The organism is Gordonia otitidis NBRC 100426, from assembly GCF_000248075.1.
Lineage (GTDB): Bacteria > Actinomycetota > Actinomycetes > Mycobacteriales > Mycobacteriaceae > Gordonia > Gordonia otitidis.
On record NZ_BAFB01000035.1, the window covers coordinates 1 to 16478 of the forward strand.

Here is a 16478-nt window from a genome sequence, read left to right on the forward strand (position 1 = left end):
TCGCAGCGGTCGTCTCCCAGCAGGTTCGTGGCGAGGAGGTCACACCCGCATTACAGCTCCTGCTGTATCCGAAGGTCGATTCCGTCGGTGAGTACGGTTCGATCCGCGAATTTGGCAAGGGATACTTCCTGACGGCCGAGCGAATCGACCAGTTCACGGAGGTGTACGTGCCCGATCCGGCGCAGTTGGCCGATCCTCGTGTCTCTCCGCTACTGGCAGAGGATCTCTCAGGTCTGCCGCCGGCACACGTGGTGGTCGCCGGGTTCGATCCGCTGCGTGACGAGGGCATCGCCTACGCCGACGCACTCGGTAGTGCCGGTGTGCCTGTGACGTTGCAGCGAGAAGGCGCACTGATCCACGGTTTCGCCAACATGGCCGGGTTCAGTCCTGTTGCAGATCAAGCGATCTCGCGGTTCACCAGCGTGGTGTCCGACGCCCTGCGGTGACGCGGTGTCGTACCTCAGTAGAGTGATCAACGGTTCGGGGTGCGACCACACGTGTGACGTTTGGGGGATGGAATGAGTCGATTGAAAAGCGGGCGCGTGATGATCGGGTGGGCGATGGTCCCCGCCGCGGCCGCGGCGATTGTGGGACTCACGGGATGCGGTGGCGGCGGCAGTGATTCGGATTCGACACAGTCGAGTCCGCCCGCGCCCGACACTGCGGCGGCGGTCCCGCTGCAGGGTGATCAGCTCTACCTGGCGGGGCTCAAGCAACTCAACGTGCGGTTTCCCAGTGACGAGGCAGCAGTCGGTGCGGGCAAGCAGGTGTGCACGAACCTGACTGCGGGAGACGGGCTCGTCGATGCCATCGGCAAGGTGGGCAACGGCCTCGACGAGACCGACTCCGGCAAGGTAGTCGGCCTCGCCACACAGACCTACTGTCCAGACCAGATCGGAAAGCTCAGCGGCGTCACGCCGAGCAACTGAGTTCAGAAACGGTGGTCGGCCGGTGGTATGGCCTCCGGCGGCGCCGGCTCGTAATCATATTGGGGTGCAGCAGGATACTGCGGGGGAAGCCCGTCGGGCAGTCTTGTCGCCGGATATTCCTGCAGCCCGGGTGACTGCGCCTGGTAGCCGGGTGGTGGTCCCTGGTAGCCGGGTGGCGGTCCTTGATACCCCGGCGGTGGGCCCTGGTAGCCGGGCGGTGGGCCCTGGAACCCGGGCGGTGGTCCCTGGTAGCCGGGTGGCGGCCCCTGATACCCCGGCGGTGGGCCCTGGAACCCGGGGAAGCCGGGACCGGGTTGTCCCGGATTGAACGAATCCGACACCGTCGCAGCGAGTTCCAGGAACGCATTTCGGGTATCGCGATTCATCTGATCGAGATCGATCTGTGCGCCAGATGCGAGATGGTCGTCGAACGGGATGATCTGGACCGCACGAGTGCGACCCAGGAAGTGCTGGGTCAGCATGTCCAGATCGATGGGGGCGTTGCCCGGCTTCGACGCCGAGACCACCACCACGGCTTGCTGGACGAGTCGCTGGTAGCCGTGAGCGTTGAGCCAATCAAGCGTGGCCGCAGCGCTTTCGGCCCCGTCGACAGCGGGTGACGTGACAAGGACGATGGCGGTCGCCGAACTCAAGACGCCTTCCATGGCCGAATGCATCAGTCCGGTCCCGCAGTCGGTCATGATGATGTTGTAGTAGTTCTCCAGGATCCCGATGACCTCGAGGTAGTCATCGGCGCTGAACGATTCAGACACGGCCGGATCACGTTCGGACGCAAGTACTTCCAGGTGGCTGGTGGATTGCGAGGTATGGCGCCGGACGTCGGCGTACCGCGTGATGCTCGGATCGTTGAGCAGCGAGCGGACCGTCGAGCCGGTCTGCTGCGGGACGCGCCGCCCGAGCGTACCGAAGTCGGGGTTCGCGTCGACCGCGATCACGTGGTCGCCGCGTAGCGATGCGAACGCCGACCCGAGCCCGACTGTGGTGGTGGTCTTTCCGACGCCACCTTTCAGCGATAGCACGGCCAGACGGAAGTCGCCCGCGATCGGTCGGCGGATGCGCGCGATCATGTCGTCGAGTTGCTGCTGCGACTTGCTCTGACCCAGGTTGATCAGACCGCCCGACACGGTACTGAGTGCTCGACGCCATCCGGCTCCACGTGCCGAGAATGGTATGGACGGTTCGGAACTCGGGTATCCCGGTGCAGTTGCTCCCGGGTACGCCCCGACGGCCCGTTGCCCGGCGATCGGGTACTGGCCAGAAGGTGGTTGCGTGGCGAAGTGTTCCTGTGCCGGATAACCGGCCTGTGGGGTCATCGATCCGGATGGGTACGGGGCTGCGGACCCCGGCTGGTACCGGTCGGCGACGGCGGGACCGGGTGGTGGCTGCTGCGGTGCGGTGTACTGGCCGACGGCTGCAGGTGGAGCACCTGCCGGCTGCTGGATTCCGCTGGTCTTGCCCGTATACCAGTCACGCTCGACGGGCGGTTGCGGCGTCGAGTGTGGCGATGGCTGAGATTCTGGCGATGACGGCCCGGTGACCGGAGGCTGCGGGGTTATCCAGGGCGGTGCGACCCGGTCGTCATCAGCGGTTCGAGAGGTGTGCGAGGAGAGTGGCTCGGCCTGCTCCTGGTTCTCGCTGATGTGGGGGCCGATCCGATGATCGGTGTTGCCGCTTGTCTGCAACGACGCTGGTTGCGAGTGTTCGGCATGCGACATCTCGTTCATCATCCCCTCAGGTGTCCGAAGACGTGCGTTGTGCGGTTCGACCACTGATAGTAGGGCGTTCCGCGTGGCGGGTCGCTGTGGCGTCGTCGCGGTCGGCTACGACGCCAGCAGAACGATGCTCACGATGCCGGCCACCAGCAGCGAACCGCCGATCATGATGGCGGCCCAGATGCCGATGACGAGTTTGAGCGTGCGGGCGGGGTGGTTCTCGGAGTGCAGGTGCCACCCGCGGAGGACGAGGTTGTCGTAGAAGTACTGCGAGAGCGGCCCGGTGGGTTGGATCTCCCACTTACCGGTGGCGGGCTCTCGCACGATGGCTGTGGACAGTTGGGTTCCGTGCCCGGCGAGGATGACCGATCGTGCGAACCCGAAGTCGCCGACTCGGGCGTAGCCGCCCGCGAAGTCGTCCCCGACACTGGTGACGCGTTGGACGAGGCCGTCGTAATCGGAGATGGTGAACTGATGATTGTCGTCGTCGAAGGTGATGAGCGCACTTTCGTCGTTGACGCGGGCCGCGATCTCGTTCATGGCGAGCTGCTCGATGGTGACACCCGGTGTGACGTGCTGGGTGCTGAGCAGGCGCTGGATGGCTGCCGCTGAGTTCTCGGGTATGTTCACGCGGGACATCGTATTGTGCCCGCATCTCTGCACAATGCCGGAGCCCGAGGCGTGTGCCCGCCCGACGATCGCAGGCGGCCGGGAGGTCTTCGGTCACTGTGCGGAGACAACGAAGTGAGGATTGAACGAATGCGCAAGGGTGGAATGAAGGTCGGAATCCTGACGGGATTCTGTGCTGTGGCGTGCGTATCGATGGTGGGGTGCTCTTCGTCGGACGAATCGTCGACGGCCGAGCCAACCACGACGGGCAGCGCGTCGCAGATCGACACCACTGGTAGCTCATCCACCGCTCCGGAGGGAAACATGGATGGTAAGTCGGGGATGAGCAAGCAGCTCCTCGCAAAGTCGGTGTCCGAAGAGCTCACGAAGAGCACCGGGCGCACACCAGACGAGGTCCGATGCGAGGGAATGCTGGTCGCCGAGCCGGGCGCAACGCAGACGTGTGCCCTCCGCGCCGGGAGTAGCTGGCTTCCGGTCAACGTGACGGCCACCAACGTGCAGGGCAACGGCGAGGTCGAGTTCACCGCGAGCGTCGGAAAGAGCCCGATCCCCGAGCCGGCGTACTGAATCGCCGGAGCGTCGCGCCCTTGTCAGTCGACATCGGACACGCTCGCAGCGAGCTGGGCTCGTGGCGGTGGTGTGGTGCCTGGTTCGCTGGAAGCGGGAGACGGCGAAATGCGCGCGCGTGATCGAGGCGTCGCCAGCACACCGGCCGCGCACCCGGCAATGACGAGGGCTGCCCCACCGAGTTCGAAGTAGGTGGGCTGCTCACCGAGGAAGAGCCACGCCGCGGTGATTCCGACGACCGGAACCAGCAGTGACATCGGCGCGACGCGACTGGCCGGATAGCGCTGCATCAGCGACGTCCAGAGGCCCGAACCCGCGATGGTTCCGAGTAGCACCACATACGCGAGACCGCCCAGTGCTACGAGGCCCGATGCCGAACCAACCGTTGCAATCGAGTGCCAGCCCGCCGCGGGGCCCTCGACGACCAGACTCAGCAGATACAACGGGATGGGCGGCACCACCGTCATCCACAGGGTCATACGCAGTGCGTCGCCCGAATTAGGTGGCAGCGCGAGGCGATTCCCGATGTTGCCGAACGCCCACGAGAGTCCGGCCAGGACGGTGAGCACGATCGGCACCACGACTCCGATGCCGAGCGCGCTGTGACCCGCTCTGTCGACACCGATGAGCACGATTCCTGCGACTGCGATGACAATGCCGATGACCTGCGCGGGAACGAGGCGTTCACGTAGGAACACGACGCCGAGCAGCACCGTGAACGGAGCCGACGTCTGTAACACGAGTGATGCCAGGCCGGTCGGCATGCCGATGTTCATCGCGAGGAAGAGAAACGCGAACTGCCCGACGCCGAATCCGAACGCATACAACAAGAACCACCTGATCTGCATGCGGGGGAAACGGACGAACAGCACCACCGGAACCGCCATCACGGCGAAGCGGAGCGCGGCGAAGAAGAACGGCGGGAAGTGGTCGAGTCCGAGACGGATCGCGATGAAGTTCAATCCCCATAGCACCACGACGGTCAGTGCCAGCATGCGATCACGCGTTGTCATGTGTCTATCGTCGAGGTCTCATCCGTGAAGCACAATCGAAATTAACTGGATGGACAATGTAGTAGATCTGCACAATCCTGCTGCTCAGGTCGCGTCGACAGCGCCGGAAGGTTCGTCGACAGCACCGGGAACAACGCCGACGGCACCGGGAACAGCGCTGACGGCATCAAAAAGAACGTCGACGGCACCGTGGTTCGGTGCCGTCGACGCTAAATGTGGTGCTGTCAGCGAGCGATGTGTCAGCGCCAGCCGAGCTCAGGAGCGACGTCGTTAAGAATCGACTCCATCACGTGGGCGTTGTACTCGACGCCGAGTTGATTCGGGATGGTCAACAGCAGTGTGTCGGCGGCGGCGATGGCCTCGTCCTCACGCAACTCCTCGATGAGCTTGTCGGGCTCGGCCGCGTAGCTACGGCCGAATCTCGCAAGTCCGCCCTCGAGGTGGCCGACCTGGTCCTGGTCGTCGCGGTCACGTCCGAAGTAGGCGCGATCCATGTCGGTCGTCAGCGGGAAGATGCTGCGGCTCACCGAAACTCGCGGTTCACGGTCATGTCCTGCCTTCTCCCACGCGTCACGGAAGCGTTGGATCTGCTCGGCCTGCAACTTGTGGAACGGGATGCCCGTGTCCTCGGTGAGCAGCGTCGAGCTCATGAGGTTCATGCCCTTCTCGGCGGTCCACTCTGCAGTGGCACGGCTACCGGCGCCCCACCAGATGCGGTCGCGCAGCCCCTCCGAATAGGGCTCGATGCGAAGCAATCCCGGCGGGTTGGGGAACATCGGCCGCGGGTTGGGTTGCGCGAAGGCGGTTCCTTCGATCACCTTCAAGAACACGTCGGTGTGCTGACGTGCCATGTCGGCGTCGGTCTCGCCTTCGGCGGGTACGTAGCCGAAGTACTTGTAGCCCTCGATCACCTGCTCGGGGGATCCCCGGCTGATGCCCAGCTGCAGCCGACCGTCGGAGATGAGATCGGCGGCGCCCGCGTCCTCCGCCATGTACATGGGGTTTTCGTAGCGCATGTCGATCACGCCGGTGCCGATCTCGATGCTGTTGGTTCGCGCGCCTACCGCCGCGAGCAGCGGGAATGGTGACCCGAGTTGGCGTGCGAAGTGGTGCACGCGGAAGTACGCGCCGTCGGCGCCGAGCTCTTCGGCGGCCACGGCGAGGTCGATGGATTGATGCAAGACATCTGACGCCGTCTGGGCCTGCGAACCCGGAGACGCCGACCAGTGCCCAAAGGACAAAAAGCCGATTTTCTTGGTCATGTGATATACAACCGGACCATGGTCCGATTATTCCGGCGGTAAAGGTCTTCCGTGGTGCTGTCGGCGCAGATTTCGGTGCCGTGGGCGGGTTTTTCGGTGCTGTCGGCGCTCGTCGCGGTGCCGTCGGCGCTTCGTCCAGACCGTTAAGCCGGATGACCCCGATCTGCGGAATCGTCGTAGCATCACTTCATGGATGTCAAGCGCCTGCGGCTGCTGCGTGAGTTTGCCGACCGTGGTTCGGTGGGCGCGGTCGCTGACGCGATGCACATGACGCCGTCGGCGGTCTCCCAGCAGTTCAAGGTCCTGGCCAGAGAGGCGGGTGTCGAACTACTCGAGGCGGACGGCAGGCGGGTGCGGCTGACCGCCGCGCGGGGCAGGCGCTCGTCCTGCGCGCCGACGAGGTGATCGCCGCGGTCGAGCGTGCGCAGGAAGAGATGGCCACGTACCGCTCCGGCCGGTCGAGGGTGCGGCTCGCAATGTTCCCGTCCGGCTCGACGCTCCTGCTGCCCGCCGTCCTCGACCGCGCTGCCGACAACGAGATCGCGGTCGACGCCTCGCACCTCGACGTCGGCTATCCCGATGCCCCACCTGCGCTGGCCGATTTCGACGTCGTGGTGACACACCGCGATGAGCGCACGGCTCCGGTCGCCTCACCGCGGGTGCGCGTCACAGAACTCATGCGCGAGCCCCTCGATGTCGTCGTCCCCCGTACGTCGTCTCTTGCACAGCGTGATTCGGTGTCGGTCGCCGAGCTTGCCGACCACGACTGGATCAGTGTCGAGGGAGGATTCCCTGTCGACGACGTGCTGCTCTCGATCTCGGCGGTCACAGGCGTGGCTCCGCGCGTGACACAACGGATGCTCGACTTCACCACGATCGAGGCGCTCGTCGCGGCCAGACACGGGATTGCGTTGATGCCTCGGCACGCGTCACGGCACCCCGGCGTGAAACCGCTTGTCCTGGAGGGTGTTCGAGCGGCACGGGTCTATGAGGCGCTGACGAGGCCTCGACCGCGTCGAGCAGTCGCGGCGGTGGTCGACACCCTTGCGGCTGCGGCAGCCGACCTTGCGGAATGAACCCTTCGATTTCAGGCCGTGGTAGCTCGCCGCCCTCGAGGCATCGCTGCGAGCGGGATGCCGAGGGCTACCAGCACCCCCACGTAGGCGGTGATCCCGGCCCAGCCGAAGGCTGAGTAGGTAAGCCCGCCGAGCGCTCCGACCACCGAACTGCCGAGGTAGTAGTGGAAGAGATATAGCGACGACGCTTCTGCGCGGTGTTCGGTCGCCCGCGCCGATACCCAACCGCTCGCCACGGAATGCGCGGCGAAGAACCCTGCGGTGAACAGGAACAGCCCGATGACCACCGACCAGAGGTGATCGGGGAGTGTGATGAGCAGGCCAGTCAACATCATCGACGTCGAAGCCACCAGGACGCGCCGTCGTCCGAGGCGGTCGGCGAGGCGGCCACCCCACGCCGATGACACGGTTCCGGCGAGATACATCAGGAAGATCGCCGCGACGACCCCCGCGGGCAGACCGAACGGCCCACCGAGCAGCCGGTAGCCGATGAAGTTGTAGACGGTGACGAAACCGCCCATGAGCACGAAGGCCAGTGCGAACAGCGACAGGAGGCCCGGATCACGTAGATGCCCAAGGAGATTGCGTCCGGTGGCACGCAGCGAGACGGGCTGCGGGGTGAAGAACTGTGAGCGAGGGACCATGCGCCAGAACGCGATTGCGAACACGAGCGAGACGATGGCCGCGATCTCCAGCGCCCACTGCCACGACACCACGTCGACCGCGAACCCCGGGATGAGGCGCCCGACCAGTCCGCCGATCGTCGTGCCCGCCACGTACTTGCCCATTGCCCCACCGAGCGAGCCGCCGTCGACCTCCTCGGCGAGATATGCCATGGCCACCGCGGGTACCCCGGCACACAGCAGGCCCTGCAGCGCGCGACCGGCGAGAAGGAACTCCATCGAGGGCGCCCACGGGAGCAGCAGCCCGATGACCGACGCGGCCACTGCGGAGCCGACCATCAGCCGCACACGGCCATACCGCTCCGATAGCGCGCTCGCGGGGATGATCGCGACGGCAAGGAGGCCGGTCGTCAGTGAGACCGCCAGCGCCGAGGTCGTCGGCGACACCTGAAAGTGCGACGACAGCTGCGGTAGCAGCCCTTGGACGTAATACAAGGCCATGAACGTCGTCATGCCCGCCGCGAACAGCGACAGCGTCGCGCGTCGATAACCGGGGGAACCGGGAACGTGTTTGACGGGCGCGAGGTCGGCGGCAGTGGAGCGCAGGGCGGTGGTTGTCACCGGATCCACTGTGGCCGGGTAAGCAGCTATGTGGAAATGAATGTTTAGCGACATATCAATTCATATGTGAATAACAGCAGCTAGGATCGATTCCATGTACGACGACCTCCGCTGGTTCATCGCGATCGCAGAGACGCAGAACCTCACCGCGGCGGCCGACCGCGTGCATTCCTCGCAGCCGACTCTCTCCCGCTTCCTCGGACGACTCGAACGCGACCTCGGGGTAGCACTCTTCGATCGGGATGGTCGACGCCTGGTTCTCAATCGATTCGGGCGGGTCTACCTCGACCGCGCGCGCCGCGCCGCGTCACAGTTGGAGGCCGGGCGACGTGAGATAGACGACATGCGCGCCCCGGCACGCGGCGCCGTGCGTCTGGCGTTCCTGCACTCGTTCGGGCTCGGACTGGTGCCCGAACTCATCAGCGGCTTCCGCATCGAGAATCCCGAAGCCCGATTCACACTGACCCAGGATGCCGCGGCGACGGTCGTCGGACACGTCGTCGACGGCGAGGCCGACCTCGCGATCGTCGCGCCCCGGCCGATGCGGACCGATATGGCGTGGGCGCGTGTCGCGGAACAGAAGCTCGCACTGGTTGTCCCGCGCGAGCACCGCTTCGCCGGGCGTGATCAGATCGGCATCGTCGAGGCGGGCGACGAGGAGTTCATCGTGATGCAGCACGGCTACGGCATGCGGCGGATCTTCGACGAGATCTGTGCAGCACACGATCTCAATCCCGCGATCGCGTTCGAGTCGTCGGAGTTGGCAACGGTGTCCGGGCTCGTCGCCGCGGGCCTCGGCGTCGGGGTGGTACCCGTCGAGGAGTCGGTGCGACACCCCGGCGTCGAACTCATCCCGCTCGCCGGAGAATCGCGCGAGATCGGTCTGACGTGGTTTCGTGGCCGTCCACTGAGCGACGTCGCATCGCGGTTCCGTGACTTCGTGGTGGCGCGAAGTACTGACGTGCGGTGAGCGGCTGACTTACATCCGTTCGGAAACCCGGCCTCACATCCGTTCGGAAACCCGGCGGGCCGCCAATTGCACTGCCTCCCAGACCGTTGCGAACGGTGGCGCGTAGGCGAGGTCCATCTCGGCGAGATCGTCGACGGTCATCTCACCCCACAGTGCCGCGGCGACGGTGTCGATGCGCTTACCCGATTGCATTCCGCCGACGATCTGCGCGCCCAGGATGCGTCGGGTGCTCTTGTCCGCAGTGAGTAGCACGGTGATCGGTGCGGCCTCGGACATGTAACCGCTTGCGGTGTCACTCTGCGTGATCAACGTGAGAGCGTCGTGGCCGAATCGTCCGGCGACCTCGGTGTTCATTCCCGTCCGCGCGATCTCGAGATAGGTCGGGCCCGCGGAGAATCGCGTGATGGCGGTCGCGAGCACCCCGGCGAAGCGTTTGGTCTCGTCGCCGCCCAGATTGAAGCCGCAGACCCGGCCCTGCTTGTTGGCGTGTGTGCCCAGCGGCGCGAAGATACGCTCCCCGGTCATCCTGTCGACGGACTCGCAACAATCGCCCGCTGCCCAGATACCGTCGGCAAGGCGTTGATGGTCGTCGGGCAGGTATCCGCCGTGGACTCCGATCGGTAGTCCCGCAGCTGCACCCAGAGACGTCGACGGTCGGACGCCCAATGCCAGCACCACGACGTCAGCCTCGATTGTCTTCCCGGAAACCGTTGTGACAGAGCGAATCCTCCCACTCGAGGATTCGGCGCTCGCGATGACCGTGTCGGTCAGGACCGTGACACCCGCGGCTCGCATGCCGTCCTCGATGCGATCACTCATCTCCGGATCGAGCTTGCTCATCACCCTGGTGCGCGTGGCGAGGGTCGTGTCGAATCCACGCTCGGCCAACGCTTCTGCCATCTCCACGCCGATGTAGCCGCCGCCGATCACCACTCCTCGACGACCGGAGCCTGCGATCAGATCAAGCCAATAGCGTGCGTCGTCAAGGGTTTTGGCCGGGTGGACGCCCTCGATCAACGCGCCGGTGCTGTCGCGAGCCCACGCTGGGACGATGGCCTGCGCACCGGTGCACAATACGAGCTGGTCATAAGAGATCTCCGACGATTCGTCGAACTCCGACGTCGCCGAGACGTGCTTCCGCTCGCGGTCGATGCCGGTGACCGTCATTCTCATGCGGAGGTCGACGCCGAGTTTTCGGTGCTGCTGCGCGCTCCGTGCGATGAGGTCGGTGTCCGAATCGACGAGGCCGCCGACGAGGTAGGGAATGCCGCAGGCCGAGTAGGAGGTGTCCGACGTCTGCTCGAGTGCGATCACCTCGACGCCGCGCCCAGTGACCTCTGCGGTCCGAAGTGCCTGGTGAGCAGCACTCATGCCGGCGGCGTCTGCGCCGACCACGACGATACGTTCCACCTGCGTCACGCTACCCGCGTTCAGCGAGCATCCGTGTGCCGGAGGTCAGCGTTCCACGCTCACTGCCTTACCGATGACAACCCCGATCCCCGCGACCATGAGCGGCAGCGCAACGAGCACAGAGACCAGGAGAACCACTGTTTGCATACCGCCAATGGTCCGCCCATATTTCCGTGCCGTCGCGCTGACCAGGCGTAAGGTAGCCAGTTTCACAAATGGTACGGGTGACACGTTCTCGGCGTGGCCCAGGTAGATTCTCGTGAACGACAGAATGGGCCGGAACCCCTGCGAAGCGAGGATCGCCCGCTCACAGCAAGGGATTCCGGCCCATGCCAGTCACGCCGAACACCAGGGGTTACCCGCTGTCCCGTGAGTTCTTCGGTGAGAGAGGTTTACGGCGCCCAGGTGCGCGGCGCGGTGTCGGTCTCAGCGGGCGCCGGTGCGGTCACGCGGTAGGCGCGGTTGACCGCCGAGACCACGGCACGCAGGCTCGCGGTGGTGATCGACGACGCGACGCCGACACCCCACACGGTTTCGCCGTTGACCTCGGTCTCGACGTAGGCCGCAGCACTCGCGTCGCCACCTGCGGTCAGAGCGTGCTCGGCGTAGTCGAGCACGCGGACATCGAAGCCGACGGTCGAGAGTGCGTCGACGAACGCGGCAAGTGGTCCGTTGCCGCTGCCCGAGATCTCCTTTTCGGCGCCGTCGACCTTCACCACTGCCGTGATGTGGTCGTCGCCGCCGTCGACCTCGGAGGCGTCGACCTTCTGACGCATACGCTCCAGCGGACGGATCGGGTGCAGGTACTCGTCGGCGAAGACGTCCCACATCTCCTTGGGAGAGACCTCACCACCCTCGCCGTCGGTGATCTTCTGGATCTCGCGGCTGAACTCGATCTGCAGGCGTCGCGGCAGGTCCATGCCGTGGTCGGCCTTCATGATGTAGGCGACGCCGCCCTTGCCCGACTGGCTGTTGACGCGGATGACGGCCTCGTAGTTGCGGCCGACGTCCTTGGGATCGATCGGCAGATACGGCACCTGCCAGAGGATGTCGTCGACATCGGAGTCGGCTGCGTCGGCGTCGACCTTCATCGCGTCGAGGCCCTTGTTGATCGCGTCCTGGTGGCTGCCCGAGAATGCGGTGTACACCAGGTCGCCGCCATAGGGGTGACGCTCGGGTACGCCGAGCTGGTTGCAGTATTCGACGGTGCGCCGGATCTCGTCGATGTCGGAGAACGAGATCTGCGGGTCGACGCCGCGGCTGAACATGTTCATGCCCAGCGTCACCAGGCACACGTTTCCGGTGCGCTCGCCGTTACCGAACAGGCAGCCCTCGATCCGATCGGCACCTGCCTGGTAGCCGAGTTCTGCTGCGGCGACGGCAGTTCCACGATCGTTGTGTGGGTGCAGGCTGAGGATGATCGAGTCGCGACGCTCGAGGTTGCGGCTCATCCACTCGATGGAGTCGGCGTACACGTTGGGTGTGGCCATCTCGACGGTTGCCGGCAGATTGATGATGAGCGGCTTGTCCGGTGTGGGGGCGATGATCTCGCTGACTGCGTCGCACACCTCCTTGGCGTAGCTCAGCTCGGTGCCGGTGTAGGACTCCGGTGAATACTCGTAGCGCCAGTTGGTGTCCGGGAACTTCTTCTCCTCCTCGAGCACCTTGTGCGCGGCGTGCGTTGCGATCTCGGTGATCTTCGACTTGTCGGCGCGGAACACGACGCGCCGCTGCAGTACCGACGTCGAATTGTAGAAGTGCACAATCACATTCGACGCTCCGCGGCACGCCTCGAAGGTGCGCTCGATCAGTTCGTCGCGACACTGGGTGAGCACCTGGATCGTGACGTCGTCGGGAATGGCGCCGTCCTCGATGATCTCGCGGACGAAGTCGTAGTCGGTCTGGCTCGCCGAGGGGAATCCGACCTCGATCTCCTTGTAGCCCATGCGCACAAGCAGTTCGAACATCCGGCGCTTGCGGGCGGGACTCATGGGGTCGATCAGTGCCTGGTTGCCGTCTCGCAGGTCGACAGCGCACCACATCGGAGCCCTGGTGATGACCTTGTCGGGCCAGGTGCGGTCGGGGAGCGAGATCTTCTCGACCTCGTCGGCGAACTGCCGGTAGCGATGCACAGGCATCGCGGAATTGCGTTGCGGATTCCAGGAGGGCTGGTCTGCGGGGATCGGACCCGCCGGTTCGACGATGCGGCTCGCGCCCGAGGTGAAAGTGTCTGCTGGTGCCATGATGGTCAATCTCCGAAGGTGATATCGAGGGGAGTGACCGGCGCGTGATGAGGCCCCGCGACGGAGGGCCGGTCGATCAGACCCCGCCGCGGCAACCGAGAAGGAGTGCACGCTGCATGGCAATGAATGTACTCCCCGGGCCGGTCGTCGATCAAATGAGGGTCGAACGGACGGGGCACGTGCGCGCCGGGGAGAACCCGCATGTCAGGGCTCTGTGGGTGCATGGACCGCAGCGCGATGAGTGCACAGTGTCGCGCGAATGTCGGCGGGGATCGGCGACGACTGGTCGGTGCGGTGGCACCAGTCGAGCGTTTCGTAGCCCACGCGGCACAGTCTGATGTGTCGTGGCCAGCGTGGCGCTGACCAGCGAGGCTCGTCACTGGCGCTGTCCGTTGCGCTCATCTCCGCTTCGAGAAGCGCCCACTGCAGGTCCCGCCGTATCGCGAGCAGCGGTGCAGAACCGACCGGCGCGCGTGCGGAGCGGTCGAGAAGACGGTCGACATGATCGAGAACGTCGGTGTCTGCCCGTGCCCACGTGTGGCGGTGAGCGTGCGGCAGCAGCCAGAAGAGCGCCGCGACGGCCAAGCCGACGCCGAGCAGCGTTTCCAGGAAACGGTCGCGGACAGGGATGGTGATGTCGGAGTCGGGGGTGCCCATCAGCATGGCCAGCGGAGTGATGAAGGAGACGGCCACACCGTAGTTGCCGACGATGGTCAGTTCGATGAGCACGTTGAGCACCGCGATCACCACGATGAGCCAGGCGGTCGTCAGACCGAGCTGATGGAGGCCGACGTAGATCACCAGGCCGACAACGGTGCCCGCGAGCCGGTGGGTGGCACGCACGACTCCGCGGATTCGATCCGGTCCGAGTTGGAGAACAAGAACGGTGCCCAGGATCGCCCAGTCGGGTCGTGAGAGTCCCACCGCGAGTGAGGCGACACCCGCCGCGAGCGCTGTCACCGCCACCCGCACGGTCGTGACCTGCGCGTGGCTGTACTTGCGACGTGCAGCAGCCATCCGGTGTCGCACGGACGGTCGACGCATCGGTGGCGACAGCGGACCCGGCGGCGCCACGTGGAACTGATGTAGCGAGGTCCAGAGACGTTGCGCGAGCGGTGTGTCGGTGGCAGCGGCGTCGTGCAGCACGGTCCACGCGTTGAGCGTCGACATCGCCACACCGTGTCGGTGGGCGGGGTCGGTGGATTGATTGCTGGCGAGGTAGGCGTCGATCGTCTCGATCGCGGCGAGTGTCGCTGCGGTTTCCGGACCGTCGGGTCGCCAGAGCGCAGGCGCCATCCCGACCACGAGTGAACCCACGGCGCCGGCACACGTCGCGATCACCAGGTCTGAGACGTCGACGCCATGTCTGGTCACCACCGACGAGATGCAGGCGGTGAGCACGAAGAAGAACGGCCCAGGTGGTCCGAGACGCATGGCGTTGACGGTGAACACCGACGCCGACGCCCAGACGACGAGTCCGGCAACCACGATCAGCGAGGCGGTCGTACTCGGGTGGGCACCGGCGAGATCGCCCAGAAATCCGAAGATCGTCGCGGCAGCGATCAGCACGACGGCTGCGAGCGCGATGACCCGCCAGCGCACACGGTAAGGACGCTTCTCGCCGTAGAGCACCGCGAATGCGCCGAGTGCCGCGAGCAGGGCATCGCGCTCGAAGCCCGCGGCGAACAACACGGCTGCCGGTACGGCGAACGCAAGCCCTGCACGAATCGCGGCGGGCCATCGCCCGCGCACGTCGGGAATTGCGAACAGGATCCGTGTGGCCCGAGGTCGTGGTGGTGGCAGCGGGGCGTTCACCGCTCACACATTAGGCGGCGTCGTGGTGCCGTCGCGCGGCAACGATTCCAGCGGCCAGGGGGGTGCGGCGCATCCAGTCGGCAGCCAGCGTGTCCGGGTTCGGTGTCCAGTGTTCGGTCGCTCCAGGCCACCCGCCGCCGACCGCGAGGTTGAGAATCGCACATGTGGGCTCGTCGAACATCCATCGCGGCGCCTCGAGTGCTCGACGAGGTCGATTTCACCTGCGGCAGGAAACCTGACGAATGGATGTCGTTGCCCAACAGCCAGAATCCGTAAGTCCCTTATGTCGGATTACGGAAGCGACGAATAGTACATTCCTTTCGGCTGAAAGTCTCTTTGCCTGAGCATTACTGGGTATTAGCACTGTGAATTCTCAGCTGGCACTTAGTATTTGCGAGTTTGCTTCGAGTGGTCGCCGGAAAGCCGGTCGCCCCCACTCGACTGCGAGTGTGTGCCGAGAAAGGTAGAGACATGTCACGTTTGTTCACCGGAGCGGCGGCACGTCGCATCACCCTGGCGCTGGCCGGCGTCGGCGTTGCGAGCGCGATCGCCACGGGCGGTGTGGCAACGGCTGCGCCAGCGCCCGCACCGACAAAGCAGGCTCCGGCCCAGACGACGCCGGTGCCCGGTACCAAGTGCACGCTGGCCGGGGTCGAGAAGGCCTTGGCCAAGGAGGACCCCACATTGTGGAAGGAGATCGAGTCCCATCCACGCGCCAAGGAGCGGTTCGAGAAGACGATCGTCCTGACACCGCAGCAGCGCAAGCATCGCCGTCAGGAGATGCACAAGTCACACCCCGAGCGTGCGCAGATCAAGAACTTTCTTCGCGACCACGGTCTCGCCAAGAAGGACCGCACCGCTCACCGGGCAGCGATCAAGAAGGCCTTGGAGGCCTGCAGCGGATAGCCGAGCACGCGGATACACGTGTTTCTGACACACGCACGGCGAACTTCGCTCGCATTCGTCAGAAACACGTGTATCGACAGCGATCCGTCAGGCCTCGAACGGGTCTCCCCAGCGTCTACCGAACGCGATCTGGTCGAGCGGTAGCCGCTCACGTGGGCGCTCGTCACGTTCGCGGATCTCGTCGGGCAGGGTGGATCGGTCGGCCAGCTGTCCGACGGCGAGCATCGCGAGCGGCTTCTTGTCGTCGGGGATGTCGAAAGCCGTTCTCGCGGCGCCCTTGTCGAACCCCGCGAGCGGATGGCCGTTGAGACCGAGTGCCCCGCACTGCAGGATCATCTGCGCCAACGCCAAACCGAGGTCGACGCCACCGTAGAGGTCGGGTTTCGGGTCGGACGGATCGTCGGTGGTACACAACAAGATCAGCGCACCCGCCGCGGGCGCCCACGTCGTATTCCCTCGGTTGAGGACGGCGGTCAAGGCGTCGAACGTTTCGTCGCCGCGCAGTCCGACGACGAAACGGACCGGTTGCATGCTGCCCCACGTGGGTGCCCAGCGCCCTGCCTCGAGGATCTCGACGACGTCGTCGGCCGAGACCGCGGCGACAGGGTCGTAACCGCGGGCGCTCCAGCGCTGCCGTATCAGTTCGTGCACCGTGACGACGGTACTGGCCGGGGCTTGTC

14 protein-coding genes and 1 pseudogene are annotated in these 16478 nt (G+C 65.3%); 6 read left to right on the top strand and 9 right to left on the bottom strand.

What is annotated here, in order from left to right; genetic code table 11:
* Both GOOTI_RS03660 and GOOTI_RS03665 read left to right on the top strand, forming a co-directional pair.
* The coding region (locus tag GOOTI_RS03660; protein ID WP_007237213.1) for an alpha/beta hydrolase fold domain-containing protein at window positions 1-446 on the top strand (446 nt) is incomplete at its 5' end.
* Between the two features lie 72 nt (window positions 447-518).
* Entirely contained in the window at window positions 519-929 is a 411-nt protein-coding gene (locus tag GOOTI_RS03665; RefSeq protein WP_227922373.1) for a DUF732 domain-containing protein, read from the top strand.
* A 2-nt stretch (window positions 930-931) separates the two neighbouring features.
* Here the strand turns inward: GOOTI_RS03665 and GOOTI_RS03670 are convergent, their stop codons facing one another.
* Window positions 932-2665 (bottom strand): MinD/ParA family ATP-binding protein, encoded by a 1734-nt coding sequence (locus GOOTI_RS03670; protein WP_373279012.1) that lies wholly within the window; start codon window positions 2663-2665, stop codon window positions 932-934.
* 105 nt (window positions 2666-2770) lie between these two features.
* Window positions 2771-3301 carry a hypothetical protein gene (locus GOOTI_RS03675; protein ID WP_039993317.1) on the bottom strand — a complete coding sequence of 177 codons (531 nt, stop codon included), beginning with the start codon at window positions 3299-3301 and terminating at the stop codon, window positions 2771-2773.
* Between the two features lie 120 nt (window positions 3302-3421).
* Between GOOTI_RS03675 and GOOTI_RS03680 the strand changes: the two genes are divergently transcribed.
* Window positions 3422-3859 (top strand): DUF4333 domain-containing protein, encoded by a 438-nt coding sequence (locus tag GOOTI_RS03680; protein ID WP_007237217.1) that lies wholly within the window; start codon window positions 3422-3424, stop codon window positions 3857-3859.
* Between the two features lie 23 nt (window positions 3860-3882).
* Here the strand turns inward: GOOTI_RS03680 and GOOTI_RS03685 are convergent, their stop codons facing one another.
* Together GOOTI_RS03685 and GOOTI_RS03690 are read right to left on the bottom strand one after the other, a co-directional pair.
* Complete coding sequence (locus tag GOOTI_RS03685) at window positions 3883-4872, bottom strand: EamA family transporter (protein WP_007237218.1); 990 nt, start codon at window positions 4870-4872, stop codon at window positions 3883-3885.
* A gap of 239 nt (window positions 4873-5111) precedes the next feature.
* Window positions 5112-6134 carry an LLM class flavin-dependent oxidoreductase gene (locus GOOTI_RS03690; protein WP_007237219.1) on the bottom strand — a complete coding sequence of 341 codons (1023 nt, stop codon included), beginning with the start codon at window positions 6132-6134 and terminating at the stop codon, window positions 5112-5114.
* Between the two features lie 189 nt (window positions 6135-6323).
* Here GOOTI_RS03690 and GOOTI_RS03695 point away from each other — a divergent pair.
* Window positions 6324-7210: pseudogene (locus GOOTI_RS03695) on the top strand (LysR family transcriptional regulator).
* 11 nt (window positions 7211-7221) lie between these two features.
* Here GOOTI_RS03695 and GOOTI_RS03700 read toward each other — a convergent pair.
* A complete protein-coding gene (locus GOOTI_RS03700; RefSeq protein WP_007237222.1) occupies window positions 7222-8508 on the bottom strand; it encodes an MFS transporter in 1287 nt (428 codons plus the stop codon).
* Window positions 8509-8548: 40 nt separating this feature from the next.
* Here GOOTI_RS03700 and GOOTI_RS03705 point away from each other — a divergent pair, with 40 nt between their 5' ends.
* Window positions 8549-9424, top strand: coding sequence for a LysR family transcriptional regulator (locus tag GOOTI_RS03705; protein ID WP_007237223.1), 876 nt, complete (start codon window positions 8549-8551; stop codon window positions 9422-9424).
* Window positions 9425-9457: 33 nt separating this feature from the next.
* Here the strand turns inward: GOOTI_RS03705 and GOOTI_RS03710 are convergent, their stop codons facing one another.
* From GOOTI_RS03710 to GOOTI_RS03720, 3 genes are all read right to left on the bottom strand, one after another.
* Window positions 9458-10834, bottom strand: a complete 1377-nt coding sequence (locus GOOTI_RS03710; protein WP_227922368.1) for an FAD-dependent oxidoreductase — start codon at window positions 10832-10834, stop codon at window positions 9458-9460.
* A 392-nt stretch (window positions 10835-11226) separates the two neighbouring features.
* The gene (gene leuA, locus GOOTI_RS03715; protein ID WP_007237225.1) at window positions 11227-13077 is read right to left on the bottom strand and encodes a 2-isopropylmalate synthase; all 1851 of its coding nucleotides are present in this window, start codon (window positions 13075-13077) and stop codon (window positions 11227-11229) included.
* Between the two features lie 204 nt (window positions 13078-13281).
* Entirely contained in the window at window positions 13282-14892 is a 1611-nt protein-coding gene (locus GOOTI_RS03720) for an FUSC family protein (RefSeq protein ID WP_007237226.1), read from the bottom strand.
* Between the two features lie 471 nt (window positions 14893-15363).
* Here GOOTI_RS03720 and GOOTI_RS03725 point away from each other — a divergent pair, with 471 nt between their 5' ends.
* Complete coding sequence (locus tag GOOTI_RS03725; RefSeq protein WP_007237228.1) at window positions 15364-15798, top strand: hypothetical protein; 435 nt, start codon at window positions 15364-15366, stop codon at window positions 15796-15798.
* A gap of 87 nt (window positions 15799-15885) precedes the next feature.
* On the opposite strand, the gene GOOTI_RS03730 is transcribed toward GOOTI_RS03725, so the two are convergent.
* Entirely contained in the window at window positions 15886-16449 is a 564-nt protein-coding gene (locus GOOTI_RS03730; RefSeq protein ID WP_007237229.1) for a nitroreductase family protein, read from the bottom strand.
* Window positions 16450-16478 lie beyond the last annotated feature (29 nt).

Coding starts and splice junctions, on each gene's coding strand:
- GOOTI_RS03665 (WP_227922373.1), top strand. CDS start 519: ATGAGTCGATTGAAAAGCGGGCGCGTGATGATCGGGTGGGCGATGGTC.
- GOOTI_RS03670 (WP_373279012.1), bottom strand. CDS start 2,665: ATGTCGCATGCCGAACACTCGCAACCAGCGTCGTTGCAGACAAGCGGC.
- GOOTI_RS03675 (WP_039993317.1), bottom strand. CDS start 3,301: ATGTCCCGCGTGAACATACCCGAGAACTCAGCGGCAGCCATCCAGCGC.
- GOOTI_RS03680 (WP_007237217.1), top strand. CDS start 3,422: ATGCGCAAGGGTGGAATGAAGGTCGGAATCCTGACGGGATTCTGTGCT.
- GOOTI_RS03685 (WP_007237218.1), bottom strand. CDS start 4,872: ATGACAACGCGTGATCGCATGCTGGCACTGACCGTCGTGGTGCTATGG.
- GOOTI_RS03690 (WP_007237219.1), bottom strand. CDS start 6,134: ATGACCAAGAAAATCGGCTTTTTGTCCTTTGGGCACTGGTCGGCGTCT.
- GOOTI_RS03700 (WP_007237222.1), bottom strand. CDS start 8,508: ATGTCGCTAAACATTCATTTCCACATAGCTGCTTACCCGGCCACAGTG.
- GOOTI_RS03705 (WP_007237223.1), top strand. CDS start 8,549: ATGTACGACGACCTCCGCTGGTTCATCGCGATCGCAGAGACGCAGAAC.
- leuA (WP_007237225.1), bottom strand. CDS start 13,077: ATGGCACCAGCAGACACTTTCACCTCGGGCGCGAGCCGCATCGTCGAA.
- GOOTI_RS03725 (WP_007237228.1), top strand. CDS start 15,364: ATGTCACGTTTGTTCACCGGAGCGGCGGCACGTCGCATCACCCTGGCG.